This window comes from Marinobacter sp. DUT-3 (genome assembly GCF_050379435.1).
Lineage (GTDB): Bacteria > Pseudomonadota > Gammaproteobacteria > Pseudomonadales > Oleiphilaceae > Marinobacter.
Genome location: NZ_JBNRMG010000005.1, coordinates 153,236 through 179,901 on the forward strand (window position 1 = coordinate 153,236; position 26,666 = coordinate 179,901).

29 protein-coding genes are annotated in these 26,666 nt (G+C 58.1%); 11 read left to right on the top strand and 18 right to left on the bottom strand.

Annotated features, from left to right (window positions below):
• Positions 1–117 precede the first annotated feature (117 nt).
• Positions 118–1,761, top strand: coding sequence for a fatty acid--CoA ligase (locus ACQUWM_RS11155; RefSeq protein ID WP_406999318.1), 1,644 nt, complete (start codon positions 118–120; stop codon positions 1,759–1,761).
• A gap of 54 nt (positions 1,762–1,815) precedes the next feature.
• Here the strand turns inward: ACQUWM_RS11155 and ACQUWM_RS11160 are convergent, their stop codons facing one another.
• From ACQUWM_RS11160 to ACQUWM_RS11185, 6 genes are all read right to left on the bottom strand, one after another.
• Complete coding sequence (locus ACQUWM_RS11160; RefSeq protein ID WP_428922202.1) at positions 1,816–3,069, bottom strand: D-amino acid dehydrogenase; 1,254 nt, start codon at positions 3,067–3,069, stop codon at positions 1,816–1,818.
• Positions 3,070–3,159: 90 nt separating this feature from the next.
• Positions 3,160–3,516, bottom strand: a complete 357-nt coding sequence (locus ACQUWM_RS11165) for a translation initiation factor Sui1 (protein WP_406986915.1) — start codon at positions 3,514–3,516, stop codon at positions 3,160–3,162.
• Between the two features lie 34 nt (positions 3,517–3,550).
• Positions 3,551–4,087, bottom strand: a complete 537-nt coding sequence (locus ACQUWM_RS11170; protein WP_428922203.1) for a DUF4136 domain-containing protein — start codon at positions 4,085–4,087, stop codon at positions 3,551–3,553.
• Positions 4,088–4,159: 72 nt separating this feature from the next.
• Positions 4,160–4,765 (bottom strand): YigZ family protein, encoded by a 606-nt coding sequence (locus ACQUWM_RS11175; protein ID WP_428922204.1) that lies wholly within the window; start codon positions 4,763–4,765, stop codon positions 4,160–4,162.
• Positions 4,765–6,087, bottom strand: a complete 1,323-nt coding sequence (locus ACQUWM_RS11180) for a sensor histidine kinase (RefSeq protein ID WP_428922205.1) — start codon at positions 6,085–6,087, stop codon at positions 4,765–4,767. Before ACQUWM_RS11180 ends, ACQUWM_RS11175 begins: the two co-directional genes overlap by 1 nt.
• Positions 6,084–6,770 carry a response regulator transcription factor gene (locus ACQUWM_RS11185; RefSeq protein WP_406986925.1) on the bottom strand — a complete coding sequence of 229 codons (687 nt, stop codon included), beginning with the start codon at positions 6,768–6,770 and terminating at the stop codon, positions 6,084–6,086. Before ACQUWM_RS11185 ends, ACQUWM_RS11180 begins: the two co-directional genes overlap by 4 nt.
• Before the next feature lie 188 nt (positions 6,771–6,958).
• Here ACQUWM_RS11185 and ACQUWM_RS11190 point away from each other — a divergent pair, with 188 nt between their 5' ends.
• From ACQUWM_RS11190 to ACQUWM_RS11200, 3 genes are all read left to right on the top strand, one after another.
• Complete coding sequence (locus tag ACQUWM_RS11190) at positions 6,959–7,354, top strand: hypothetical protein (RefSeq protein WP_428922206.1); 396 nt, start codon at positions 6,959–6,961, stop codon at positions 7,352–7,354.
• A gap of 56 nt (positions 7,355–7,410) precedes the next feature.
• Positions 7,411–8,568: a GNAT family N-acetyltransferase gene (locus tag ACQUWM_RS11195; RefSeq protein ID WP_428922207.1), complete on the top strand. Its 1,158-nt coding sequence runs from the start codon at positions 7,411–7,413 to the stop codon at positions 8,566–8,568.
• An 86-nt stretch (positions 8,569–8,654) separates the two neighbouring features.
• Positions 8,655–9,320: a hypothetical protein gene (locus ACQUWM_RS11200; protein ID WP_406999332.1), complete on the top strand. Its 666-nt coding sequence runs from the start codon at positions 8,655–8,657 to the stop codon at positions 9,318–9,320.
• Here the strand turns inward: ACQUWM_RS11200 and ACQUWM_RS11205 are convergent.
• Genes ACQUWM_RS11205 through ACQUWM_RS11215 form a run of 3 tightly spaced genes read right to left on the bottom strand, consistent with a single transcriptional unit; the run spans position 9,307 to position 11,496 of the window.
• The gene (locus tag ACQUWM_RS11205; RefSeq protein ID WP_428922208.1) at positions 9,307–10,659 is read right to left on the bottom strand and encodes a nicotinate phosphoribosyltransferase; all 1,353 of its coding nucleotides are present in this window, start codon (positions 10,657–10,659) and stop codon (positions 9,307–9,309) included. The genes ACQUWM_RS11200 and ACQUWM_RS11205 overlap by 14 nt on opposite strands.
• 22 nt (positions 10,660–10,681) lie before the next feature.
• Positions 10,682–11,233, bottom strand: a complete 552-nt coding sequence (locus ACQUWM_RS11210) for an isochorismatase family protein (RefSeq protein WP_428922209.1) — start codon at positions 11,231–11,233, stop codon at positions 10,682–10,684.
• 47 nt (positions 11,234–11,280) lie between these two features.
• Positions 11,281–11,496, bottom strand: coding sequence for a dodecin (locus ACQUWM_RS11215; protein WP_406999337.1), 216 nt, complete (start codon positions 11,494–11,496; stop codon positions 11,281–11,283).
• 112 nt (positions 11,497–11,608) lie between these two features.
• Here ACQUWM_RS11215 and ACQUWM_RS11220 point away from each other — a divergent pair, with 112 nt between their 5' ends.
• Entirely contained in the window at positions 11,609–12,379 is a 771-nt protein-coding gene (locus ACQUWM_RS11220) for a DUF3750 domain-containing protein (protein WP_428922210.1), read from the top strand.
• A 27-nt stretch (positions 12,380–12,406) separates the two neighbouring features.
• Here ACQUWM_RS11220 and ACQUWM_RS11225 read toward each other — a convergent pair whose 3' ends face one another.
• The 3 genes from ACQUWM_RS11225 to ACQUWM_RS11235 are packed head-to-tail and all read right to left on the bottom strand — an operon-like array spanning position 12,407 to position 14,059.
• Positions 12,407–12,718: an AzlD family protein gene (locus tag ACQUWM_RS11225; RefSeq protein ID WP_406986944.1), complete on the bottom strand. Its 312-nt coding sequence runs from the start codon at positions 12,716–12,718 to the stop codon at positions 12,407–12,409.
• Positions 12,715–13,458 (bottom strand): AzlC family ABC transporter permease, encoded by a 744-nt coding sequence (locus ACQUWM_RS11230; protein ID WP_428922211.1) that lies wholly within the window; start codon positions 13,456–13,458, stop codon positions 12,715–12,717. Before ACQUWM_RS11230 ends, ACQUWM_RS11225 begins: the two co-directional genes overlap by 4 nt.
• A gap of 58 nt (positions 13,459–13,516) precedes the next feature.
• Positions 13,517–14,059, bottom strand: coding sequence for a hypothetical protein (locus tag ACQUWM_RS11235; RefSeq protein ID WP_406999342.1), 543 nt, complete (start codon positions 14,057–14,059; stop codon positions 13,517–13,519).
• Positions 14,060–14,662: 603 nt separating this feature from the next.
• On the opposite strand from ACQUWM_RS11235, the gene ACQUWM_RS11240 reads away from it, so the two are divergent.
• The 3 genes from ACQUWM_RS11240 (at position 14,663) to ACQUWM_RS11250 (ending at position 18,252) form a co-directional block, all read left to right on the top strand.
• Positions 14,663–15,763 (top strand): Glu/Leu/Phe/Val family dehydrogenase, encoded by a 1,101-nt coding sequence (locus tag ACQUWM_RS11240; protein ID WP_406999344.1) that lies wholly within the window; start codon positions 14,663–14,665, stop codon positions 15,761–15,763.
• An 85-nt stretch (positions 15,764–15,848) separates the two neighbouring features.
• Positions 15,849–17,261 (top strand): sodium-dependent transporter, encoded by a 1,413-nt coding sequence (locus tag ACQUWM_RS11245; RefSeq protein ID WP_428922212.1) that lies wholly within the window; start codon positions 15,849–15,851, stop codon positions 17,259–17,261.
• 163 nt (positions 17,262–17,424) lie between these two features.
• A complete protein-coding gene (locus tag ACQUWM_RS11250; RefSeq protein ID WP_406999348.1) occupies positions 17,425–18,252 on the top strand; it encodes a metal-dependent hydrolase in 828 nt (275 codons plus the stop codon).
• A gap of 9 nt (positions 18,253–18,261) precedes the next feature.
• Here the strand turns inward: ACQUWM_RS11250 and ACQUWM_RS11255 are convergent, their stop codons facing one another.
• The 3 genes from ACQUWM_RS11255 to ACQUWM_RS11265 form a co-directional block, all read right to left on the bottom strand.
• Positions 18,262–19,092: an NAD-dependent protein deacetylase gene (locus ACQUWM_RS11255; protein ID WP_406999350.1), complete on the bottom strand. Its 831-nt coding sequence runs from the start codon at positions 19,090–19,092 to the stop codon at positions 18,262–18,264.
• Positions 19,052–19,642, bottom strand: a complete 591-nt coding sequence (locus ACQUWM_RS11260) for a DUF1415 domain-containing protein (RefSeq protein WP_428922213.1) — start codon at positions 19,640–19,642, stop codon at positions 19,052–19,054. The genes ACQUWM_RS11255 and ACQUWM_RS11260 overlap by 41 nt, the downstream gene beginning before the upstream one ends.
• Before the next feature lie 180 nt (positions 19,643–19,822).
• Positions 19,823–21,409: an ABC-F family ATPase gene (locus ACQUWM_RS11265; protein ID WP_406999353.1), complete on the bottom strand. Its 1,587-nt coding sequence runs from the start codon at positions 21,407–21,409 to the stop codon at positions 19,823–19,825.
• A 183-nt stretch (positions 21,410–21,592) separates the two neighbouring features.
• Between ACQUWM_RS11265 and ACQUWM_RS11270 the strand changes: the two genes are divergently transcribed.
• Both ACQUWM_RS11270 and ACQUWM_RS11275 read left to right on the top strand, forming a co-directional pair.
• The gene (locus ACQUWM_RS11270; RefSeq protein ID WP_012136473.1) at positions 21,593–21,871 is read left to right on the top strand and encodes a peptidylprolyl isomerase; all 279 of its coding nucleotides are present in this window, start codon (positions 21,593–21,595) and stop codon (positions 21,869–21,871) included.
• Positions 21,871–22,821, top strand: coding sequence for a succinyl-CoA synthetase subunit beta (locus ACQUWM_RS11275; protein WP_428922214.1), 951 nt, complete (start codon positions 21,871–21,873; stop codon positions 22,819–22,821). Before ACQUWM_RS11270 ends, ACQUWM_RS11275 begins: the two co-directional genes overlap by 1 nt.
• Here the strand turns inward: ACQUWM_RS11275 and ACQUWM_RS11280 are convergent.
• Together ACQUWM_RS11280 and ACQUWM_RS11285 are read right to left on the bottom strand one after the other, a co-directional pair.
• A complete protein-coding gene (locus tag ACQUWM_RS11280) occupies positions 22,794–23,996 on the bottom strand; it encodes a M24 family metallopeptidase (RefSeq protein WP_428922215.1) in 1,203 nt (400 codons plus the stop codon). The two genes, ACQUWM_RS11275 and ACQUWM_RS11280, sit on opposite strands and share 28 nt — an antisense overlap.
• A gap of 76 nt (positions 23,997–24,072) precedes the next feature.
• The gene (locus ACQUWM_RS11285; protein ID WP_406999698.1) at positions 24,073–24,807 is read right to left on the bottom strand and encodes a DUF2059 domain-containing protein; all 735 of its coding nucleotides are present in this window, start codon (positions 24,805–24,807) and stop codon (positions 24,073–24,075) included.
• A 214-nt stretch (positions 24,808–25,021) separates the two neighbouring features.
• On the opposite strand from ACQUWM_RS11285, the gene ACQUWM_RS11290 reads away from it, so the two are divergent.
• Positions 25,022–25,705 (top strand): lysozyme-like domain containing protein, encoded by a 684-nt coding sequence (locus ACQUWM_RS11290; RefSeq protein ID WP_406999359.1) that lies wholly within the window; start codon positions 25,022–25,024, stop codon positions 25,703–25,705.
• Here the strand turns inward: ACQUWM_RS11290 and ACQUWM_RS11295 are convergent, their stop codons facing one another.
• Positions 25,706–26,605, bottom strand: a complete 900-nt coding sequence (locus tag ACQUWM_RS11295; protein WP_428922216.1) for a LysR family transcriptional regulator — start codon at positions 26,603–26,605, stop codon at positions 25,706–25,708.
• Positions 26,606–26,666: the final 61 nt, after the last annotated feature.

Genomic DNA, 26,666 nt, shown 5'->3' on the forward strand with positions numbered 1-26,666 from the left:
CACCTGATTCGTTCTGCAATTTTTATGCATTCCAAGGTTCCCGTTTCCGCCAAAGTGTGTCAGATTTACTCCTGTTTCTCGCTATAACATCAACAACCGAGAAAGAGGTAAAAAGTAATGGCACAAACCCGCATTCTTCCACCAGCGGACAACGCCCACCAGTACCCCCTTCTGATCAAGCAATTGTTGCTCTCTGGCCCCAGGTACTCCCCTGACCAGGAAATCGTTTACGCCAACCGCAGCAAGTACACCTATACCGACCTCGTTGAGCGTATCCATCGCCTGGCCAATGCTCTCACTGATGCTGGCGTGAAACCCGGAGACACAGTAGCGGTGATGGACTGGGACACTCCGCGTTACCTCGAGTGTTTCTTTGCAGTTCCGATGATTGGAGCAGTACTGCACACCATCAATGTGCGCCTTTCACCCGAGCAGATCGTCTATACCATGAATCACGCCGAAGACGATGTGGTGCTGGTGCACGATGACTTCCTGCCCATTGTTGAAGGCGTCAAGGATGAGATTAAAACCGTAAAAAGTTACATCCAGCTCACCGACGACAACGAAGCAAAGTCCACCAGTCTCGATGCCGCTGGCGAGTACGAGGCTCTGCTGGCCAGGGCCGGAACCGAATTCGACTTCCCGGATTTTGACGAAAACAGCATCGCGACTACCTTCTACACCACAGGCACGACCGGCAATCCCAAGGGCGTTTTCTTCAGTCACCGTCAATTGGTGCTGCACACCCTGGCAATGACCGGGTCTCTCTCGGCCTACGATGAGATCCCACTGCTGCGCTCCTCATCGGTCTATATGCCGGTCACCCCAATGTTTCATGTCCATGCCTGGGGCGTCCCCTACGCCGCCACCATGTTGGGCATCAAGCAGGTTTATCCGGGGCGCTATGAACCGGAACTGCTGGTGGACCTGCTCAAGGAACACAAGGTCTCGTTCTCCCACTGTGTGCCGACCATCATGCAGATGATGATGGGCACCGAGTCCATCAAGACCGCCGACCTGAGCAACTGGCACGTGTTGATCGGCGGCAGCGCGCTGACCAAGGGTCTGTGCGATGCCGGCGCCAAGCTTGGCATTCGCATGTACACCGGCTACGGCATGTCGGAAACCTGCCCGCTGCTGAGCGTTACCCACATGAAGCCCGAGGATCTGGAGCTGCCACTGGAGCAACAGACCGCCAAGCGGGTCAAAACCGGTATCGCGGTACCCATGACCCAACTGGAAATTGTGGATCCGTCCGGCAACCCGGTCGCCCATGATGGAGAAGCCAAGGGCGAAGTGGTCGCACGCGCACCCTGGCTGACCCAGAGCTATTTCAAGGAACCGGAGAAAGGCGAGGAACTGTGGGAAGGTGGCTGGCTCCACACCGGCGACGTGGCGTCGATTGAACCGGACAACACCCTGGTGATCAAGGACCGAATCAAGGACGTGATCAAGACCGGCGGTGAATGGCTGTCATCCCTGGATCTGGAAAACCTGATCAGCCAGCATCCGTCCGTAGATGGCGCTGCCGTTGTAGGTGTTCCCGATGAGAAATGGGGCGAACGCCCACACGCGCTGGTTACCCTGAAGCCGGGCGAGAAAGCCACCCTTGAGGACATCCAGAACCACTTGAAACAGTTCGTCGACACCGGCGAAATCAACAAGTGGGCTATTCCCTCGCACATCGATTTTGTCGAGGATATCCCCAAGACCAGTGTCGGCAAAATCAACAAGAAGCTGATTCGCGATCAGTTGCAGTAATACCACCATGTGATAACCAGAACGGCCCCGGGATGAAACCCGGGGCCGTTCTGGTTACAGCCCACAGAAAGTGAAATCCACCTCGGGCTTACGCCCGCCGATGATGTCTGCAATCGCCGCCGCGGAACCACAGGAATGGGTCCATCCCAGGGTGCCATGCCCGGTATTCAGGAAGAGATTGCCAAAGTGGCTTTTCCCGATATAGGGCACGTTTGACGGGGTCGCAGGCCGCAGCCCTGCCCAGAATTCGGCCTGGTCCCAGTGGGCAGCATCCGGCATGACTTCCGCCGTGCGCCGGACGATTATTCGACAGCGGGTGAAATCGAGATTCCGGCTGTAGCCACTCAGCTCAGCGGTTCCGGCCACACGAATCCGGTCACCTAGGCGAGAGTACACCAGCTTGTACTCATCGTCGGTCAGGCTCACCTTGAACGCCGCTTCTTCGTTCTTGACCGGTACGGTGATGGAGTAGCCCTTGGCGGGATAGATATTCAGGAACAGGCCCAACTGCCGGGCCAATACCGCGCTGAAACTGCCCAGGCTCAGGACATAAGCGTCGGCACGCAACATTTCATAGTGCCCTTCCTTCAGGGTCTGGACCCCGAGAATCCTGTCACGGGTACGGTCGAAGCCCAGAATTTCCGTGCCATAGAGAAACTTCACACCCGCTTCCTCGGCTTTTCGCGCGAGGCCCTGGGTGAACTTTCTGGCGTCCCCGGACTCATCTTCAGAGGTGTAGGTTGCTCCGGCAATCCGGTCGCGAATCGGAGCCAGGGCTGGCTCCAGCTCAACCGCACGGGCGGGATCAATCACCTGGCGGTCACAGCCCAGGTCACGCATCAACCGGGCAGGCTCCAATGCGGCATCAAATTCCTTTGGATTGGTGTAGAAGTGCAATATGCCCTTCTCCAACTGGTCATATTCAATCCCGGTTTCCTTACGCACGGCCTGCAAGTGGTTACGACTGTAGGTGCCCAGGTTAACGATTTGCCGGAGGTTATGGGCCGCCCTGGCGGACGTGCATTGCATCAGGAATGACAGCCCCCAGCGCCACTGGGCAGGGTCGAGGCTCGGACGAAACAGCAGGGGGGCATCCGGTTGAGTCAACCACCGCAATATATTGAGCGGTGCCGACGGATTGGCCCACGGCTGCGCATGGGACACGGAAATCTGCCCACCATTGGCATAACTGGTTTCAAGGCCGGCTTTGCTCTGTCGATCAACCACGGTGACCTCATGGCCCTGCTTGCGCAAAAACCAGGCAGTGGTTACGCCGACAACACCTGCACCCAACACCAGTATGTGCATTCTCATCCTCCGGTAAGCGATTGTCCCGTCACGGGCCGTTGAAAAGCAGACCTATTCTAGCGTCTGAAGGCAGGTTTGCGTGTTATACCATTAGCCACCGGCACGTTTTACGGTCCAGCCCTTGGCCTGGAGTAACGGGACGAGGATGTCCCGTTGATCACCCTGAATTTCCACCACGCCGTCCTTCACCGTGCCGCCGGTTCCGCACTTGGCCTTGAGCACTTTGGCGAAGGCCTTGAGCTCCTTGTCATCCATGGGGATGCCGGTCACCAGCGTTACGCCCTTGCCTTTGCGGCCCTTGGTTTCACGGCTGACTCGAACGATACCGTCCCCCGCGGGACGGGAGGGCTGACCACAGGTACATTCTTCGACGGGGTTGCGGCAACCGGGGCACATGCGCCCCTGCTCGGTTGAAAACACCAACCCACCCGAGGATTTCGACTTCATCTTTTCTCCGTTGTCGTTGGCAAGTAACAGGCCTCTATTCCAGCCCCGGAGGATACTTGGAAAACATTTCGGCCACCACTTCGTCGATCAGCTTGCGGCGATACTCCGGAGACTGATCTTCATTCAGGTAGCGCCGGCTGGCAGCGCGCCAGACCACTTGTTGCGTACGGGTGTCCGCCAGCTCGATCACAAGCTTGCCTTCCTGGACCTCCCGTACCGGCGGTGCGGATGCAAGCCCCCAACCAAAGCGGCCATGTCCGAACCCCAGACCAAACCCCATGCCGTAACTTTCGAGCCGCTCTTCTTCCACGATCTCCCAGGCCACCAGCAGATCGGCTTCATCCGCTCCCACCTTTTTCATGGCCTTGCGATTCAGCTCACGCTCCACCGCATTGCGAATGCGGCTGCCATCCAGTGACACCACGGACTGGCCTTCGCCACGCTCATCCGCGAACGCCCAGGACGAATAGTTCCCGAATACGGTACCGGAATCATAATCCGTCACTACATTACTGGCACAGCCGGCCAGCGCCAACATCAGAAACGATGCGATGATCACTCGAATAGCCATAGCGAACCTCCTTACGGTTGCCTTTCAGGTAGTATACGGACACGTGACGTTCAGAGATGTAACAACCGTTCCCTACCTTTCGAAACGGTAATCCAGCTTCTGGGCATCGCAGAAGCCTCCGAATTGCTCAACATGATCCATCGGCACGGACACCCGGGCGATGACCGTCGAACCATACTCTATGGACTCCACCGAGGCGCCATTGGTTTCACACCAGTGTCGCAACGGCTGTTCGTCGGCGAAGCCCATGGTCACAGAGGCCGTATCCATGGACCGCTGAACCACGCGATCCACTGCAGACAGAACGCTCTCAGCCGCCCCCGCATACGCCCTGACCAAGCCGCCAGCCCCCAGCTTTATGCCGCCGAAATAACGAACCACCATCACCAGGACATCCCCCATATCCTTGTGTTGAATGACATTGAGGATTGGCTTTCCGGCGGTACCGGACGGTTCGCCATCGTCATTCATCGCCGCCTCAGCGGCTGATCCCGGCCTACCAATCTGGTAGGCCCAGCAAATATGGCGGGCATCGGGATGGTCCTTGTGGGCCTGATCCAGCCACACCTTCACCTCATCACGGCTGGCCACCGGAGCGACCCGCGCAATGAATCGACTTTTCTTTATCTCCGTTTCCCGCTCAAGATATCCCGCGGGAACGGGGTAATCCTTGCTCATCAGAGGATGTCCGTAAAAATGGGCAGACTGACGGTAACCCTGAGACCACCCGAAGTGCCGTTTTCCGCCCGGATAGCGCCATCATGAGCCGAAACAATGTCCCGCGCGATGGCCAGCCCGAGCCCCCACCCTTTGCCGCCACGGGACTTGTCTGCCCGGTAGAATGGCTCAAACAGGTGGGGCAGCATGTCCGGGGCCACGCCCGGCCCCTCGTCTTCAATGGCAATCACCAGACTGCCGTCTACCTTGTCCACACCAATGTGAATGGCATGGCCAGGGCCGGTGTGGTCCAGCGCATTCTGGACAATGTTATCAAACGCTCGCTGCAACAATCCCTGATCGCCGAGAACCGACACCTTGCGACATTCGGGGCGGACCATCAGTTGGCAGTCCACCCCCTGGTGTTCGGCGTAATCGGCGGCGTCCTGAAGCACGTTATTGATAATAACAACCGGCTGAACCGCTTCGCGGGGAATGTCAGCGCCTTCCTCGGTTACCCGGTAGAGCGTGAGGATCTGTGAGGTCATTGCTTCCAGCCGTTCATTCTGCCGCAGGATGCTGGCCATCAGGTCGTCGTCAATACCACCCTCACTGGCAAGTTCAATAGCGATACGCTGGCGCGTCAGAGGCGTTCTCAAATCGTGGGAAATATCCCGTAACAGGTGTTTCTGCCGTTCCAGCAAACTGCACAACTGCTCGGTCATTGCGTTAAACGCAGCGGCGAGCTGGCCCACTTCGTCCCGGCGGCCGGCAATCCGCTCACTGACCCGCAATTCAGTGTTCCCACCGGCAATATCCCGGGCGGTGGTTTCCATGTGTTTGAGTGGGCGGGACACCAGCCGTGCAATCCACCAGCAAGCCAGGGTAATCAGCACGAACGCCAGGACCATTTCCAATACCCGGAAGAACCTCGGGTCAATCCAGCCATCGCCGTCCATTCGCGGCCAGGCCACCAGACGATACTTCTCAGTGACATCAATCAGCGCCGGTCGCTGGCGATGCCAGCCGGACTGCATACGTTCACGGATAGAGGATGGCAACCGGCCATCATGCTTGTCATTCTCAATCAGGATCAGATGCAACTCCAGTCGCTCACCCTGGCCCTTCAGGAACCGCCAGGCTGCTCCGCGCCCTTCATCTTCACGCACCTTGATCGCCTCGAATGCCAGCTCCCGCAAACCCACCTGGCGTTCGATGGCGGCCCTTTCCCGATCCATCAGCGCACGGGTGGCCACGTTGCTGATCAGCAAGGTAATCGCCATCGCCAGCCAGATGGACAGGAAAATACGCCAGAACAGCGGGAACATCAGGCGCCGTTTCATACCGGTACCCGATAGCTGTAACCAAGACCGCGCACTGTCTCGATCCGGGGGGGATCATCATTTCCCAGCTTCTTGCGCAGATTACTGATGTGCATGTCGAGAGTCCGGTCATGAGCTTCCAGGCGCCGCCCCAGCGCCCACTGCATCAGGTCAGTTTTGCGTACCACACTGCCGGCATGGGCCAGCAATACCTGCAACACCTCATACTCGGTGGCGGTGAGTTCCAGAGGGTTGTCGTTCTGGTAAATACGGCGGTGAGACGGCTCCACCCTGAGATCACCGTAGGTCCTGGCGGCATCCATTTCCACCGACTGGTCCCAGGCAATCCGACGCAGTAGCGCTTGCAGGCGGGCAACCAGTTCCCTGGGATTGCAGGGCTTGGGAATGTAGTCATCGGCGCCAACCTCAAACCCGACAATACGGTCGGTTTCATCGCCCCGAGCGGTCAGCAGTATGACCGGAAGGTGGGTATCCGCCCGCAGGGATCGCAGCACGTCGAGACCGCTGATATCCGGGAGCATAATGTCCAGCACAACAATGTCACAGTTCTGCCCCCGGGCCAGCGACAGGCCATCGTTGCCGTTTTCCGCTTCCCGCACACTGAACCCCTGGTTGGTCAGATAGCGCGCCAGCAACTGCCTCAGCTCATCGTCGTCTTCTACCAGTAATACCCTGTTCTGCATGGACATCCTCCCGATTAACCGCGTTCAGTCTAACACGTTGCCTGTCGGTGTCTTTTTCCCCGATTTTTCCTTTGCACAACCTTTACACCACCCTGACACCGGATGACAGCGTTCTCCGCTAGCATTAATCCCATCCACAACGGTACTGCTTACCGGCAGCACCACAACCAGAAATGAGGAACGGAACCATGATGAAACATCGCACTTCCCTTTTTATGGCAAGCGCATTGCTGTCCGCTGCCATGCTCACCAGCAGCCCGCTGGCGATGGCCGGCAAGCACGGTGACAGGGACGAAGGCCACCACGGCAAACACAACAAAGCCGAGATGTGCCAACAACTGCGCGAGGGCACCGGCAAGTTCAGCCCGGAAAAGCGTCAGAAGCGGATGGAGGAACGCCAGGCGAAGATGGAAGAGCGCCGCGCCGACATGGCGGATCGCCTTGAACTGACGGAGGAACAGCGGGAAACCTGGGACGAGATCCATCAGGAAAACATGGAGAAACGCGCCCACAAGATGGAAAGGTGGGAGAAAAAGATGAAAGAACGCTGTGAGGAAAAAGCCGAAAACAACAGCGACCAGTGATCAGGCACCGGGTTCTGGCGTATGGTATCGGGTAACACCAAGGAGTACCCCAGACCATGTCCGAACCCGGTTTCCCGTTTCCAAGCGTACGTGTTTGCCAGTCGATCCATGATATTCCCGAAGCTGACTGGAACGCCCTCTGCCCCGGCACCTACCCGTTTCTGAAACATGGGTTCCTGAGGGCACTGGAGGATACCGGCTGTACCACCACATCAACCGGCTGGACCCCGTCACACCTGACGTTCTGGCAGCAGGACCGGCTGGTTGGCGTGGCTCCGGCCTGGCTGAAAACCCACTCCATGGGCGAATACGTCTTTGACTGGGCCTGGGCCGACGCCTACCAGCGGTACGGGGAAGCCTACTACCCCAAACTGCTGATTGCCGTGCCCTTTACCCCCTGCCAGGGCCCCCGGTTGCTGTTGAGCGACGCGTTCAGGGCGAGCCTGTCACCGGACAGGCTTCATCGGATGCTGGATGATGTCAGCACAACCCTTGGCGCTCACTCCTGGCACCTGCTGTTTCCGGATGCCAGCGACCAGCGCCTGCTCGCACAACCGGACAGCCTCCATCGTCTGGGTTGCCAGTTCCACTGGCACAATCGGGGTTACCATTGCTTCGATGATTTTCTGGGCGAGCTGACCTCCCGCAAACGCAAATCCATCCGCAAGGAGCGCCGGCAAGTTTCGGAGTCTGGGATAACCTTCCGGCGATATTCAGGCACCGATATGCCTGATCATGTCCTCCGGGCCTTTTATGTGTTCTATCAGGCGACCTATTTCAAGCGCGGGCAACGACCGTACCTGAATGAACGGTTTTTCCGGCAACTGCTCTCGGAAATGCCGGATCAGTGCCACATCATCATGGCGCAGAAAGGGGACGCCATGATCGCGGGCGCTCTTTTCCTCAACGGCAACGACACGCTCTTTGGCCGTTACTGGGGCAGCCTGGAAGAATACGACTTCCTGCATTTCGAAACCTGTTACTACCAGGGAATTGATCTGGCCATTGAGCTGGGCCTGTCCGTTTTCGATGCCGGCGCCCAGGGGGAGCACAAACTGATCCGGGGTTTCGAGCCGGTGATAACCCATTCCTGGCACGGCATCCACCATCCGGGCTTCCGCGATGCCATCCATCGTTTCACGCTGGAAGAGGCGGATCACGTGCAACAGTACTTTGACGATGCCTGCGCCGCACTACCCTTCAGGCAAGAGTAGTACCTATACTGTGTTGTAATAACCCGAGCCACGAATTCCTGATACTTTCGGGTTACCACTCTCAGGGATTCGAACCGAGGCCACCCATGGACACGGATCAGCTACTCAGCCTCATCGGTAACAACAGCGTTGCATTTGTACTCTCCGCAGCTGCATTGATCGTGGCTGTGCTGACAATGCTGTACGTTGCGAAAAGCAGGCACCGGCAGGACTTTCTGGATGACCAGCTCAAGAAACGGACAGAAACCCTGTGGCGGGACATGGACGAGTTGCGCATCAGCCATTTCCATGGCACCGCGACGCCCTCACCCGGGCCGGGTCAGGGCGTTTTGGAATCCGATCAGTTTGCGGCGGAGAAATCCGCTTATGAAGTGATCTGGCCGCAGATCTGGCTGCTTCATGATCGCCTGGGCATGTTCCTTCGTTCGGTCGAATCCGGGGAACCGGCAGGGGAACTACGCCTGGAAGCCCGGAATGCTGCCCTGGAGGCACGCAGCGCACTCAACCGGAACCGGCCGTTCTGCCATGAGGACGTCGACGATCTGGTGACCAAAATCATCGATACTGACATCAAGGCTCACCTGGCTGCGTGTCAGTACATGGACCTGCTGAAAGACTCAGCCACCTCCAACACCACGCACGAACGCAATGTCCAACGGGAAAAATTCCATTTACTCTACGATGGCGAAGCAAGAGATATGATCAATCAACTCGTTACCACCATTCGCGGACGCATCCTCAGGAAGAGCTGAGGCCTCGCTGCATCCGCCTCAGGGTATCGGCCTGGAGAGCTTTCAGGTAGCGGCTGATGATAACCGGAAAGCGCCCCGCTGGGGCCAGTTCCCGAAGCTCCGGCGGCAGGGCGCGAATGGCAGCCATTGCGTAATGGGCCTGATCATCCGGGGAATGGATGGCATCCAGCAACACCACTCCGTGTTTCATCACCGGGCTCAATAAGGGCTCCCCGTCGAACACCTCCTCTCGCCCGCCGATCACATCCCCCCTCATCTGGCCGTCGGGGGCATGCTGGCGGAACACCTGCTTTGCTCCGGGCAGTGACTGTTTACCTGAGGAATTTTTCATTCGTGGCTGGCCGGCGTACTCGGTCAGCTTGTAAGCCAGTTCCAGAGCCGGTGCGTCATTCGAGACACCTATAGCCGTTCCCACGCCAAAACCATCAATGGGGGCGTCAGCCGCAGTCAGCCGGGCAATTTCATATTCATCCTGTCCCCCGCTGGCCATGATGCGAATGTCTTCAAGACCGGCCTCGTCCAGTATTGCGCGGCAATCCCGCGACTCTGCAACCAGATCGCCCGAATCCAGGCGAATGGCGCTAACACGGGCTTCAGGATCCTGCTTCAGCCACTCGGCAATGCGCCGGACCGCTCTCCGGGTGTCGTAGGTGTCCACCAGCAACGTGGTGCCCGGGTACAGCCGTGCGTATACCCTGAAGGCGTCCATTTCATCGGAATAGGCCTGAACAAAACTGTGAGCCATGGTGCCACTGACCGTCAGGCCGAAATCAAGGCCCGCCAGCACATTGCTGGTTCCCGCCAGCCCGGCGAGACGAAACGCCCGGGCGCTTCTGTGGGCCGCATCCATGCCATGCATTCGCCGCATACCAAAATCAACCACCGGGCGATCACCGGCGGCAAGCTTCACCCGCACCGCCTTGGACGCCAGCACCGTTTCCAGGTGAACGTAGTTCATCACCAGGCTTTCAAGGATCTGGGCTTCGGCAATGGGCGCCTCGATTTCCAGCAGCGGCTCCTGGGGGAACAGCGGTGTTCCCTCCGGTACCGCCCGGATATGACCGCTGAAACGAAACTTGCCGAGCCACTCAAGAAACCCGGGCTGGAAACGATCAAGGCTCTCCAGGCGCTTGATATGCTCGCGGGAAAACTTCAACGTCTCGATGACCGTGGCGACCTGCTGCTGACCGCAGGCCAGCATAAAGTTCCGGCTTTCCGGCAGTTCCCGGAAAAACAGACTGAATACCGCCGTATCGTGCATACCTTCGGCCCAATAAGCCTGGGCCATGGCCAGCTCATAGAGATCCACAAGTAGTGCAAGATCTTTCTCATGCACCATGTTGTCAGGCTCCTGCATCCTGTCAGTGTTGCAAAGACACACCCTGTCCTGTCAGTTCGTCCAGAACTGCCGACGCGTTGTCGCTGTCTACCGCATAGGTACCATCGACGATCAGATTAACACTGAACCCCAGTTGGACGGCATCCATCACCGACGCCCGCACACACACATCCAGCGCCAGGCCAGCCACATAAAGGGATCCATACCCATGCCGGCGCAAATAGCTGTCGAGCTGAGTACCATCAAACGCCGAGTAGGCGTCGGTATCAAACGCTGTGCCCTTGCTGACCCGTACCGCATCGGATGGCAACTTCATGGCGGGGTGAAAGGCCGCACCCTCGCTGTCCTGCACGCAATGCACAGGCCAGGGGCCGCCCCGCTCAACGAAGCTGACATGGTCAACAGGATGCCAGTCACGACTGGCGATAATTGCCCAGCCCTCGTTCCGGGCCTTGCTGATCCATTCATTCACGACCGGGAAGATCGCGTCACTCTGAGGTACCGCCAGGCTGCCGCCTTCACAGAAATCATTCTGGATATCAACGAGCAGCAGGGCGCATTTATCGGAAGACATAATGCCACCCCCTGTGTACCAGTATGGGCCTACGGGCCCGGTAAGCATCAGCTGTCCGCGATACGGAAGCCGATCTTCATCACCACCTGATAATGCCCGACCTTGTTACCCTCAATATGGCCACGGGTCTCAAGGACCTCAAACCACTCCATATTGCGAACGCTCTTGCCACATTCAGTCAGCGCATTCTCGATGGCGTCCTCAATACTTTTTGTCGAAGAACCCACGATTTCCACTTTTTTGTAAACATGATGGTCTGACATGCCGCCCCCCAACGAATATACTCACTGTTACTTCTGAGCCTAGAAGACGGGACTGAACCGGGCAAACCGTGAAACAGTATTATTATCACTGACCCGAATCCGGACACCTGAAATGAGACGACTGTTCAAGTTCACCGCCTGGTCTTTTGCCGCCCTTTTTCTGCTCCTGATCGGACCGCTGCTGGTGGCAACCAGCGGCTCCCTGCATAGTGCGGAGAGCTGGCAGACTGCTTCCCGGGATAGCGCAGGCATCGCCCCGCTGCCCGGGGAGACCGAAGAGGCTATCGTGCATGTATACGGTGCCAGAGCCTGGAGCTGGCGCGGGTATTTCTCGGTACACACCTGGATCAGCACCAAGGAGGCGGGGGCGGATCATTACCAGGTTCACGAGGTGACCGGATGGCGCCGCTACGTGGTCAGCTCCCGGCCCGGCGATCCCGACAGGCACTGGTACGGCGCCCGGCCCGAGTTATATGCAGATATTCGTGGCGAAGAGGCGGAACAACTGATTCCCGCCATTTATGATGCGGTCGCGTCCTATCCCTACCCGACGGAGTACGAAGCCTGGCCCGGCCCCAACAGCAACACCTTTGTCGCCTGGGTGATCCGGAACGTACCCGGCCTGGACGTCGCCCTGCCCAGCCACGCCATTGGCAAGGACTATCTGGGCGACCGTGTGGTTGCCGCAGTTCCGGGAGGGGTAGGCTATCAGTTTTCACTGGGGGGGTACTTTGGCGTTCTCGCGGGCGTCCGCGAGGGACTGGAGCTGAACATCATGGGCCTGTCCCTGGGAATAAACCCGCTGGGACTGGGTATCAAATTGCCCGGTGTTGGCGAGCTGGGCCTGCGCAATACCAATCCGATGCCGGCGGACAATCCCTGACCGCAACACGGCCGGACGCAGTGTTCACTACATCAGGTAGCGCACGACCCCCGCTGCGGCAATGCCCGCTGCTATGGCGGGCAACGGCTTGCGTAGGGCAAGCATGAGGACTGCGGTGACCGTCAGCGCGGCAACGGCTCCGGCATCACCACTGAACGCCATGGGAACGATGATGGCAATCAGTACCGAACTGGCCATGGTATTGATAAAGCTCTCGATCCGCGGACTGATCCGAACGAAGGACATAACGAATACCCCGCCGAAACGGGTGGCCAGGGTCACCACCGTCATGATCGCAATCAGTGCAAGGACGCCGGCAGTGGTAGTTTCAATGGTCATTGGGCGGCCTCCTCTGCCTCAGCGGGTGCTTCCACGTCTTTCGGTTCCAGCCAGAAGAAACCGATGGCACCCCCGGCGAGCGCGCCCACCACAACGTGGGTATTGGCTGGCAGCCATCGCCACGCCGCCAGCGAAGCCACAGCGGCAACCGTCCAGGCCACCAGCACCCGGGGAGATTTCCGTCCGCCCAGGGCCATCGCCAGCAGGAAACAGCCGAGCACCATATCAAGCCCCAGACTCTTCGGGTTCTGCAGCAACCCGCCAAAATAGACACCCAGCCAGGTGCCCACGATCCACGCCAGCCAGAGCACCAGACCACCACCCAGGATGACTTCCAGATTGCGTTTGCCGTTCTGATAGTCCTGGGCTGATACCGCCCAGTTAGCATCGGTGAGAAGTAACAGGAGCCCGTAACGCTTGCCGGGTGAGATATCCTTCAGCATCGGATACAGCGATGCCCCCATCAGCAGGTGGCGGGAATTTATTGCAAACACCACCACTATCAGGGGCAGCACTGACACTTCTCCACCCCACATATCGATTGCGGCAAACTGGGAGGCGCCGGCAAACACGGTGGTGCTCATCAGGATCGCTTCCAGCGGCGGCAGGCCTTTCTGGGTGGCAGCCAAACCAAAGGCAGCACCAAAGGCCACCACGAACAGGGAGATGGGGAGAAGACGGAAGAACTCCAGTCGCACCTTGTGCGGCTGGAGCTTATAAGAATAGGAAGCGACAGACATCAGAGGAAACTAAGGCAGTTTCCCCAGGCAGCGTATAGGTAAATACCGAATCGCTCGCTTAATGAACCACGTGAATCTTGCCGTCGCCCGCCGCCAGCGGGTTATTAACACTGCTGCTCTCGCCCTGCAGTTCCGCTTCCGGGTGATTCAGCGCCATCAACTCTTCCATTTGCGCAACATGGGCTTTGGGCACATCCACCATGACCAGGTAGCGCCCGGCCTCAATATCACCATGGAACTTGCGGATCCGGTAGTTCTCGGTGCCAATACCCCCGAAACCACCGAGCCAGCCACCGGCGACGACGGCAAACACGCCCATGGCCACATAGGCGGATACCGGCCAGCCGAGACCGCCCCAAACAGCCAGGGGAACCACAAAAAACAGGGCAAAGAGTGCGCCAATCAACAGCCCCCGTTCGACAAACCTCGGCAGATCGGTCTTGTCCAGGACACTGGCTGAGTGCAGCCGGTGAGTATACAAGCCGGCCTCATCCTTGCTGACGATATGGAATCGCCAATCTGTAATCCCGCGCTCGTGAAGGTCATCGGAAATGCTCTGAACGCTGTCAATCGAGTCCACCAGATAGAAAAGCCGTTTCATAACTCCTCCTTCACTGCTCACAAACAGGATGGCATGACATAACCTGATTATAAAACAACCAGCCCTACCCCCGTCGGCCTGTTAAAACCGATTTACGATAACCAGACGGACTATATGGCAAATTCCTCTAACAGGGATTTTTGCCCACAACACAAAACCTTGTGACTTCCCAGTCATGAAAATATGCATTTCACAACATTTATTCGTTGACGTTTACGTTAGAAGTAACTAGTTTATTTGCGGTCCGGCCCCAAAAGGGTTCTCAATCGGGAAATACGGACGCTTGAAATCAGAACGCCGGCCACAAGCCGGTCGACAAGAACAAGACATCCACTCAAGTCGCAATCCGGCCAGGTGGAAGAGGATTTCAACATGCTCAACTCCGCACCTTTAGCGGACGAACCTCTCCTGCATGCACAGCCAGAACCCTCCCGGGTTTCCGGCAACGATCCCTATGCCATTCCGCCTATCACCGTGGACCGCGATGCCCCCGGACACAACTCAGCATCAACAAATTGCCCGTACTGCTGTCTAACCCATAACAAAACCGTTGTCGCAGGCCCCAAAAGGGTAGCGGCTGCTTTCTATGAGAGGTGAAACGCCATGAACGTATTCAGCCATCCCGAGTTCGATAACCACGAACACCTGTCCTTTTTCTGCGATCCGGAAACCGGACTGAAAGCCATTGTCGCCATTCACAACACCTCCCGTGGCCCCGCTCTCGGGGGTTGCCGTATGTTTCCCTATGCTTCCGACGAAGAGGCCCTGAGAGATGTTTTGCGTCTGTCAAAGGGGATGACCTACAAGTCCGCGCTTGCCAACCTGGACCTGGGCGGAGGCAAGTCCGTCATCATCGGCGATCCGCGCAAAGACAAGACCGAAGCGCTGATGGAAGCCATGGGGCGACACCTGGAAAGCCTGGGCGGCCAATACATCGCGGCCGAGGATTCCGGCACCAGCGTACCCGATCTGAAGGTGATGAGCAGACACACCCGCCATGTGTCCGGCATTGCCGAGCACACCGGCTTCGATGGCAAACCCAGCAACGGCGATCCCTCGCCCGCCACCGCCTACGGCACATTTATTGGCCTCAAGGCTGCGGTGAGGCACAAGCTGGGCCGCTCCGACCTTGCCGGCCTGAAAGTGGCGATCCAGGGCATCGGAAACGTGGGTTACCGACTGGCCCGGCACCTGAAAGAGGCCGGCGCCGATCTGTGGGTCTACGACATCCACGCGGACAACATGCAACGAGCCATTGATGAACTGGGCGCGAAACCCGCCACTGCGGAGGACATTCTGTTCCTGCCCGTGGATGTGGTTGCCCCCTGCGCCATGGGTGCGGTGCTGAACGATGACAGCATCCCGCAAATCAAGGCCACCATCGTGGCCGGCGCAGCCAATAACCTGCTGGAGCGCCCGGATCACGATCAGGCCCTGTTGGACCGCGGCATTCTCTATGCCCCGGATTTCGCCATCAACGCCGGTGGCATCATTGATGTGTCCTACGAGCGAATCGGCGCTCCCCCCGAGAAGGTCCGTGCCCACGTAGATACCATTGGCGACACGCTGAACGAGATCTTTACCCGTTCTGACCGCAGCGGCAGGCCCACCGGGGCCATTGCCAACGAACTGGCGGAAGAGCGGTTCCGCAAACACACTGCCCGCGTCAATGCGATGTCGGAGCAATTGGCCCATGCCGGGTAATACACCGGGGCCACGTCTGTGAGGCCGCGAATTATTCGCGGCCTTTGCTTCCCCAACAAAAACAAGTACCAAGCAGGAGACAGCTATGTCTGTATCACAATCCGGGTCTGCCACCCATTCCGGTGAGCTGGAAGGCTCCAACGCCAAGCGCGGACTCTGGTCATCGCGCCTTGCCTTTATCCTCGCCGCCACCGGTTCCGCCGTCGGCCTCGGTAACATCTGGAAGTTCCCCTACGTAACGGGTGAAAACGGCGGCGGCGCCTTCGTTCTGGTTTACCTGCTCTGTATCGCCATTGTCGGCATCCCCATCATGATGGCCGAAGTCATGATCGGTCGTCGCGGTGGCCACAGTCCGGTTAACAGTCTGCGCGCGATTACCCAACGGGACGGGCTGAAACCCGCCTGGAAGCTGGTGGGCGCTGTGGGTGTCCTGGCAGGCTTCCTGATTCTCTCGTTCTATTCCGTGATTGGCGGCTGGGCCATTTCCTACGTCGGTACCACCGCCAGCGGCCAGCTCGCAGGGCAATCCGCCGACGCCGTCGGTGCCATTTTCTCCGGACTGCTCAGCAATCCGACCACCCTGCTGGCATGGCACACCCTTTTCATGGCGCTGGTCATGTTTGTGGTCGCGCGGGGTGTGCGCTCCGGACTGGAGCGGGCCGTCAGTATCCTGATGCCCGCGCTGTTCCTCTTGCTGCTGATTGTTGTGGGCTACGCCATGACCACCGGGCACTTCGGCCAGGCTGCCGCCTTCCTGTTCCAGCCGGATTTCTCCAAACTGACCACGTCCGGCATTCTGGTTGCCCTCGGGCACGCGTTCTTCACCCTGAGCCTGGGTATGGCGGTGATGATGGCCTACGGCTCCTACCTGCCCAAGAACATCTCAATCGCCAAGACCTCCATCACCGTCTCGGTGATCGACACCGGCGTGGCCCTGCTTGCTGGACTGGCCATCTTCCCGATCGTCTTCGCCAATGGCCTTGAACCGGGCGCCGGCCCCGGCCTGATCTTCCAGACCCTGCCGCTGGCCTTCGGCCAGATGCCCATGGGCTCGCTGTTTGGCACCCTGTTCTTCGTGCTGCTGATTTTCGCCGCCTGGACCTCGGGTATTTCCCTGCTGGAACCCATTGTGGAATGGCTGGAAGAGCAGAAGAGCATGAACCGCACGGTCAGCACCCTGACTGCCGGTCTCGTCTGCTGGGCGCTGGGGATCGCCTCGATCCTGTCCCTGAACCTCTGGGCCGACTTCGCCCCCCTCGGCTTTGTGCCGATGCTGGAAGGCAAGACCATCTTCGACCTGCTGGACTTCTTCACCGCCAACATCCTGCTACCGCTGGGCGGATTGCTGGTTGCCCTTTTCGCGGGCTGGGTAATGTCACGCCAGGCCATGGAGAAAGAACTGTCACTGTCACCGGCTATGTTCAACCTGTGGTTCGTGACCGTCCGTTTTGTTACCCCGGTCGCGGTCGGCGTGGTGTTTATCTACAACCTGCTGTAACCCCACCAGGAGGCGGCATCTGCCGCCTCCTTCCCTCTCCGTCACTGCGCTCTCTTTGCCCCTTTCCATCTCTGACCGCATTCTGTCCCTTTATAACCGGACGAAGCGCTGGCTGTCCCAGTACAGTTGACCATGTAGGACAATGAATCAGAGAGGTCACACTATGACTGCAGTAACCGCATCGTTTCCCGTACGCCGCCAGGACTTCGGTTTTGAGGAAGTGCCACGGCACTGGGTCGACAGTGACCCGTTCATGACGCACCTGTTCAACGCCCTGTCCGCCCTGTTTCCGGATGGTGAACGTTTCTTCGTGGACAGTGTTCGCGCGGTACGTGATCAGATCAATGACCCGCAGCTGCAGAAAGACATTGGCGCTTTCATTGGACAGGAAGCCATGCACGCAAAAGAGCACGGTCACTTCAATGAGGGTGCGATTGAGCAGGGTTTTGACATCAAGAAGCTGGAACGCTGGACCCGCGGTTTCCTGTCAGCGAAGAACCTGCCGCTGCTGAATAACAAACGGGTTCACCTGGCCGCAACCGTAGCTCTGGAGCATTTTACCGGCATCCTGTCCGCCCAGTTGCTCAAGCGCGAGGATATGGTCAATGCCATCGACCCTTCCATGAGAACGCTGTGGGCGTGGCACTGTATTGAAGAGAACGAGCACAAGGCCGTTGCCTTCGACACCTACGAGACGCTGTATGGCAAAGGCGTGGTGGATTACGCCATCCGCATGGGCACCATGGCCCTGATCACCACCCTGATCATGGTGGCGATTCACTCCTTCATCGTGGAGCTGATGCGCGAAGACAAGCAACTGCTGAACCTGCGCTCCTGGGCCAAGGGCCTGAACCGCGTCTGGGGTCCGAAGGGTATGTTCACCGCGATCATTCCCGAGTACCTGGACTACTTCAAGCCCAACTTCCACCCCTGGCAGCACGACACCAACTTCCTGCTGCGGAAGTGGCGCAAGCAGCTCGGTTACGACTGAGCCAGCCTGTTACAGCCGGTCGAGCGAGGCCCTCAGGGTCTCGCCGATTCCGGCATCAAGCTTCAACGCCACCATTTCATCAGCTCGAGTACGGCCACGCGTCAACGCTGCAATAGGCTTGCCCCACTCCCTGGCATAACGGCAGAAACGGAACCCGGAATACACCATCAGGGACGAACCAATCACCAGCAGACCGTCACTGGCCCTGAGAGTATCCAGCGCCGTCGTCACCCGCTCCTTCGGCACGAAATCCCCGAAGAACACCACATCCGGCTTGAGAATCCCGTCGCACTCGGGACAATTCGCCAGACGAAACTCCGAAAAATCCACCTCCAGATCCGCATCCCCGTCGGGGGCCGTTTCCGCAGTAAAGTGACGGAAGCCCGGATTCAGATCGGCACAGCGATCGTGCACCTCATCCCGGCCACAGCGATACCCACACCCCATACAGACCACCTGATCCGCACGACCGTGCAAATCATTGACGGCCCGCGTACCCGCCCGCTGATGCAGACGATCCACGTTCTGGGTCACCACCAGGGTGCTGTGGTTAAGCAGTTCAAGATCAGAAATATAATGATGAGCAGGATTGGGACGGGCATTACGAATCACCGGCCAGCCAATCAGACTGCGCCCCCAGTAGCGACGACGCACATCCACACTGGCCATAAACTCTTGATGCTGAACCGGTTGCTTACGCTTCCAGGCCCCCTCGTGATCGCGATAATCAGGAATCCCGGAATCCGTACTGACCCCCGCCCCTGTGAGAATCATCAGGCGGGGATAACGATGGATGAACTCAGCCAGTTGCCGGCCGGCCACCTCCGGATTCTCCATCATCACCCTCCTTACGGAAACAGGCGGCCAGCAGAGACCGCATCTTCTCGACACCCAGTTCTTCTACCCGCTGAATATTACGCTCCGGAATCTGCTCCGGATCGGGATACCCCTCAATCGCCCGCTCAAGACTCTCCTCCCGCAACAGATGCAGCATAGGGAACGGCGATCGATTGGTGTAATTCTCAGCGTCATCCGGCTGGGTGCCACCGAACTGATATTCCGGGTGGAAACTGGCAACCTGGTAAACCCCTTCCAGCTCCAGATAGACCAACAACCCATCTGCCGCGTCCAGGAATTCATTGTAAAGCGCAAAGTCCTGCAGCACACCCGGGTGGATCAACAGAGTCGTTTCAACCTCCGGCTCATCCTCCAGACGCTGAAGCTCGGCATGCAGGGCCTGCAGAAGTTCGTCCTCGGTCTCAGCGTCCGACACCACAAACCGCACCCGCTCCCTGACCAGCTCCCGCTTGGCAAACGGACACAGATTAAGGCCGACAACAACGTCTTCAACCCATTTACGGGTTATATCAATAATCTCAGCCTCACCCACGCTCATTTCCCCAGTTTGTTCGAAGGCCACTCACAGGTATGAGCGGACGGGTGGGTAGGCCTTTCCAAAACTGTGCGGAGCCATGGATGGCGGAGCCCAAGCGTCACACGGATGTGCCGAAGGAGCGTGTTTTGGAAAGGCCTACCCACCCGTCCGCCACCACCCATAGTCCAAACAAAATCAGAGGTAACCCTGACTCCGAAGGTAATCGTCATAACTACCACTGAAGTCAGTAATGCCATCAGACTTCAACTCGATAATCCGGGTCGCCAACGAAGACACAAACTCGCGATCGTGGCTGACAAACACCAACGTCCCAGGATAATTCTCCAGCGCCAGATTCAACGCCTCAATGGACTCCATATCCAAATGGTTCGTCGGCTCATCCATCAGCATCACATTCGGCTTCTGCAGAATCAGCTTGCCAAACAGCATACGCCCCTGCTCACCGCCGGAAATCACACTGACCATCTTGCCAATATCATCTCCCGAAAACAGCATCCGCCCCAACGTACCGCGAACCAACTGCTCGCCGCCCGTGGTCCACTGAGCCATCCAGTCGGTCAGATTCATATCCTCAGCGAAGTCGGCCGAGTGATCCTGGGCGTAATAGCCCACCTGGGCGCTGTCGGTCCACTTAACGTCACCACTGTCCGGCGCCAGAGCACCCGCCATACACTGCATCAGCGTCGTTTTACCGATACCATTAGGACCGATAATAGCCACCCGCTCCCCCGCTTCGATCTTCAGGTTGAGCTTGTCAAACAGCGGTTCGGCATCAAACCCCTTGGTCAGATCGTTGAGCGTTACCGCCTGGCGATGCAATTTTTTGGTCTGTTCGAAACGGATAAACGGACTCACACGGCTGGACGGCTTCACCTCCTCCAGCTGGATCTTGTCGATCTGACGGGCGCGGGACGTGGCCTGCTTGGCCTTGGAAGCGTTGGCAGAAAAGCGGCTGACAAACTGCTGCAGCTCGGCAATCTGCGCCTTCTTCTTGGCATTATCCGCCATCATACGCTCGCGGGCCTGGGTCGCGGCGGTCATATACTCGTCATAATTGCCCGGGAACAGACGCAGTTCACCGTAGTCCAGGTCCGCCATATGAGTGCAGACGCTGTTCAGGAAGTGACGGTCGTGTGAAATGATGACCATGGTGCTGTTACGGGCCACCAGGATGTTCTCCAGCCAGCGGATGGTGTTGATGTCCAGATGGTTAGTCGGCTCATCCAGCAGCAACACGTCTGGATCCGAGAACAACGCCTGGGCCAGCAGTACCCGCAACTTCCAACCCGGCGCCAGCGCACTCATCGGCCCCTCGTGCTGATTCAGGGGGATATCCAGGCCCAGCAACAGCTCACCGGCGCGGGATTCAGCCGTGTAGCCGTCCATCTCGGCGAACTGCACCTCCAGGTCCGCCACGGCCATGCCGTCTTCTTCACTCATTTCCGGCAGCGAGTAGATGCGATCACGTTCTTTCTTGACGTTCCACAGCTCCTCGTGTCCCATGATCACGGTGTCCATCACCGAACAGCTTTCATAGGCAAACTGATCCTGGCGCAGCTTGCCCAGACGGATATTCGGCTCCAGCATGACCTGCCCCGCGGACGGTTCCAGATCACCACCGAGAATTTTCATGAACGTGGACTTGCCGCAGCCATTGGCGCCAATCAGACCGTAGCGGTTGCCATTGCCGAACTTGACGGATACGTTTTCAAACAGGGGTTTTGCCCCGAATTGCATGGTGATATTAGCGGTGGAAATCAAGAAACAGACCTGTCTAAGTAGGAGCCGGACGAGCCGGCAGAGAAAAACGGGCATTGTACAGGTTTGGCGAGCCAACCGTGAGACAGAAGAAACACGGATAAAAAGCACTTGCCTCAGGACCGCCGGGCGGGCAGCATTCCTACCCTGAAGTACACATTCATTGAAACCAACAGGACAACACCCATGACACAGGCAACCGCGCGCCACATCCTGGTAGACAGCGAAGCGAAATGCGAAGAACTGAAAAAAGCCATCGAAGGTGGCCAGGATTTCGCTGAAGTCGCGAAGCAGCACTCTTCCTGCCCGTCCGGTCGCAACGGCGGTGACCTGGGCTCCTTCGGCCCGGGCCAGATGGTTCCGGAATTCGACAAGGCGGTATTCAACAGCGACCTGAACACCGTGATCGGCCCCATCAAGACCCAGTTTGGTTACCATCTTCTGGAAGTGACCAGCCGGAGCTGATGAGTACCGAATCTCTGCCATGGAACGCCCACAAGGGCCAGCGACTGAGGTTGCTGGCCCTTGTGGGCGCTCTGGTGATAGCCCCGCTGTTTTTCACCGGTGGTCCTGACTGGTCTTCCGGCCCCCTGCACAAGTCCGTATGGAACCTGGGACACATTGTGTTTTTCGGACTTCTGACCTACGCCATCCATCCCTGGAAGCGGCTCAGTGGCGGGCGACTGTGGCTGGCGACTACCACCGTTGTGCTGATTGCCGGCCTGGTTATTGAGTTTCTGCAATCCGGTTTGGGACGCCAGGACGACTGGCACGATGTGTGGCGAAACCTGGTCGGCGCCTGGCTGATCCTGGCCTTTCGGCCTGTTCTGGACCCTGCCACAAAGCTCCACCTCCGCCAGCGAATGCTGGCAGCGATCGCCTCGGTACTGGTGATTTTCGAACTGGGATTAACCGGCATTGTCGCCACTCAGCAATTCCGGATCAGCCAGCAGTTGCCGATGCTTTACGATTTCAGCCATACCGACCCCACCCCCTTCTGGAGAGGGAACCTTACTCCATCGGACCACCATGGGGACATCAACGGACAAAGCCTGAAAATCTCTCTCAGCACCCGGCTCTATTCCGGCGTCACCCTGGATAACCTGCCGGTCGACTGGCGTGATTACGAACAACTGACCGTGGCACTGTTTAACCCGGATGAGACAGTGCTTCCGCTAACTCTGAGAGTGAACGACGTCGAGCATGAAAGGGGCGCCAACATTTACAGCGACCGCTACAACACGCGGTTGACGCTGGAACCAGGGTTCAACAGCTTCACGCTGAATCTGTCAGACATCAGGAATGCGCCGCGTAACCGGACCATGAACATGGACGACATCCGCAGACTGGGCCTGTTCGCCACCAGCCTGCCCGCACCACGAACCCTCTACCTGCTGGATCTGCGGCTGGAGTGAGCCAGCGTCCAGGGATTGCGGGTCAGGCATTCGGTGCCCTTGTCCGTAACCAGAATCGTCTCGCTGCAGCCAATGCCCCATTGCCCCGGAACTCTCAGACAAATGGGCAGGTGGAAGACCATGCCTGGCTGGAACGCGGATGACTGGCCACGAGCGATGAATCCCGAGCCTTCGACCCAGGAAGGCGGGAACTGTGCGCCGACCGTGTACCCAAAAACACCCGAGAAGAACACCTCTTCTGCCAGCGGCTCCAGGGCTTTCTCGGCGGCCTGGGCGGCGGAATCGAAAGTGGCTCCCGGCCTGATGGCCTTGAGCAGGGCATCCATCACGCGGCGGCATCCGTCAAACACCATCTGCATCTGGCGGGTGGGGTCTCCCACCACCACGGTTCGCATCATAGGTGCGGTGTAACGTTGCCAGGCGGCGCCGAATTCCAGAAACACAACATCTCCGGCCCCCACGGGGCGGCGCTTGTGGTTGGTGTGAATCACCCCACTTCGGGAACCCACTGTGACAATGGGCTGCATACTCATGAATTCACTGCCAGCGGACAACAGGGCTTCCGCCCCGATTGCGGCAATGTCATTGTCAGTCATTCCGGGCCGGATCGCTGAAACAGCCGCTTCCAACCCGATCGCCGTGATTCCGGCACTTTCCCGCAGATACTCCAGCTCAGCGACAGACTTCACCTTGCGGATTTTTTTCAACAGTGACCCACTGTCCACGAAACGGACATCCGGCAACCGCGCCCGAATCCCCTCAATGACGCCATGACGCAGGGAACCGTGCCAGAAATCAACGCCGACCCGATCCTCATAGCCGGTCAACGCATCGATCAGTGGTATCAGGACCTCACCGATCCCTTCCCAACGATACCCCACCACGCGCGACACCCTCGTGGTTACCATGGCCGGCCCCATCTCAATGGACGGCACCTGCAGCAACAGATCGGAAGGAGTAACAACCAGAGCAACATGCACCGACACTTCAAAGGTGCTGTAGCCAGTGAGGTAAAAGATATCAGCAGGATCTGTCATCAACAGCGCACTGATATCTTCTTCCGACATGCGGGTGCGTACCCGGGCCAGCCGCTGCTCGAACTCATCAGGCGAAAACGGACATTCTTCACCTCTGGCGGTACCGGATAGCACTTTCTGGTACGCATTAAAGTCCATCTGGGCACTCCTCAAACATAGCCCTCTATCTTGAGGGTGGACCCATATGATGAGTTATTCAACTATCCACGCACGATCAACTGGCCGGGCTGAGCATTCTCACCATTTGGCTGCCGATGGACTCAATGGGATCGGTAATCGCCTGCTGGATACTGTTGGTCACTACCCGTGAAAACTGCGATCCCGCGTCACTTTCCAGAAACTGGATGTACAGGTCCAGTTCGGCGGCGCTGATATCCCGGTAGGTGAACAGATAGCTGTCATAGACCTGTTGGCTTACCATGCCCTCAAGCATGCCACGCTGGCCTTCAATCTGACGCTGGATCTGATCAAAAGAAGCGCCATTGTCGCCCTTGAACGCAGCCAATGCCGACGCCAGCCCCAGCTGCACGGCGATGGAGGTATCCACCGCACTCTCCGTCGCCCGGGATGCCTTGTCAAACCGATCAAACATCCCCGCCCGCTCACTGCCCCGGAACTGACGATTCAGCTCCGGTGCCCGGGCCTGTATTTCCGCCCAGGCTTCCGGCCGCGAGGCCGCTACTTCCGCTTCCGCAATCTTTTTCGCCACGGGAGTGTCGTACCATTCCATGACCGACTGCAACTGCTGGTCGTTGAGCGATGCTTCCAGGTCGGAGACAATCTGCGCCTGGATTTCCGCCGCGTTATAACTACCACTGACCACCTGGCCGATAGAGTCGGCGACAAAGGGCGGTACCCGGCCGCTTTGTTTGAGTCCCTGCCGTATCCCCTGGCTCATCATCGCCGGGTACTGGGCAACAATGTCGTCAATGGGTGAAGCCTCCAACACGGTTTCCGCGGAAGGGGCTGCGTGGGCGGCAGTGCCCCACAGCAAAACGATGAATACTAAAACGGGTTTAATTTGGGAAAACGCTTTCATGGCCTATCATCCGGAAAGATTGATGGGCGGTTTATGCCATGACGAACTTGCCGCCTGCAAGCCAAAAAGGGGGGAGTTTGATGACAAATTGGTATGGTGACAGGAGGCCGTGGTTCTCCAGCCCATGAGTAAGCGCAAAAAACGTCTTAATGTCTGGAAGTCGCGGCTCAGGTGGTTCGGGCTGCCAACCCTCGGACTGGTTGTCGCCATCTGGGCAACCCTGCGATTCAGTCTACTCGCCCCCAGCCCGCCACTGCGGCAGGACAATGTCTGCGAGATCTTCCGAGAACATCCGGTCTGGTACGACTATGCAAAAGCCTCGCAAGAGAAGTGGGGCACGCCAATCGCTACCCAGATGGCGTTTGTGTACTACGAGTCCTCATTCCGCAGCCACGCCAGGCCGCCGAGAACCCGGCTCTGGGGCTTCATTCCCTGGAGCCGGCCCACAACCGCCTATGGTTATGCCCAGGCACTGGATCCAGCGTGGGGAGAGTATCTGGAAGCCAACGGGGACGGCCTGTTTGTGGTGCGAACCCACATGGAACACGCGCTGGATTTTGTCGGCTGGTACAACTATCTGACCAACCGGAAGCTGGGCGTGTCGTTCTACAGCCCGCAGAAGCTGTATCTGGCCTATCACGAAGGCAGAACTGGCTACGCACGCCGGAGTTACGATGCCAAACCCGAGGTGGTCGACCTGGCATCCCGGGTGCAAACCCGGGCTTTCCGCTACGACAACCAGCTCAAGGCCTGTGAGCAGGAGTTCCAGTGCTGGCGCTGGTACCAGTTCTGGCCATTCTGTGGCTAGCTAGAATGTGGTACTGATTTCGATCACCGACTCCAGGGACTGGAGGCGGTCCACCAGATACTCCATCACGATACGAACCCGCGCCATTTGCTGGGTGTCCTGGTGAACGTGAAGCCACAGGTCCACACTCTCACCTTCCAGAGGATCGGACAGACGCCGCAGCTCCCGGGTGCTTTCCCCCAGGTAGCAGGGCAATACCGCTAGACCGGCGCCGGCCCTGGCCAGGGCATGCATGGACTGCAGGCTGTTGCAGCGTATAACCGATGACACATTCTTCAGGTGCTTGCGATACCAGCGACCGGTCGCCAGATGGCTGAAGGTCTCATCGGGAACAATCCAGACACACCCCTCCGGCTGGTTTTCAACATCCATATTACGATTGCGCCGGCAGTAGCGTGCCGAGCCGTAGACGGCTGACTCAACGGCAGCAATTCGCTCACCCTCAAGCGTGGCCTGGGGTTTGTTTTCCGGGCGCAGGGTCAGGTCCGCTTCCCGGTGACTGAGATTGGCCACATCGTTGTCCGTGAGAACTTCCAGCTCAATGTCCGGGAACTCACGCACCAGTTCCGCGAGAATCGGGCTCAGCAGCTCGTTCATCATCAGGTCTTCAGCGGCCAGACGCACCTTACCCACTGGTGCCGAGTCCTGCCCCACCAGCTTACGTTCGAGATTTTCCATCTCGGTGGACAGCCTTGCAGCTTCCCGGAACGCTGTTTCCCCCACCGGCGTGAGCTGCAAACCGTCCCGGTTGCGTTCAAAAAATTGCACACCCAGCGACTCTTCCATCTGATCAAGTCGTCTTAAAACAGTGGTTTGGTGCACACCCAGTATTTCTCCGGCTTTGGCGAGCGTTCCACCTATTGCCAGCGCGTGTATGTATCGAAGATAGTCCCAGTCCATAGTTACTGCATATTTGCAACGTGAGTACGGATTTTAACGTATTCTAACTGCAAAAAAGAGT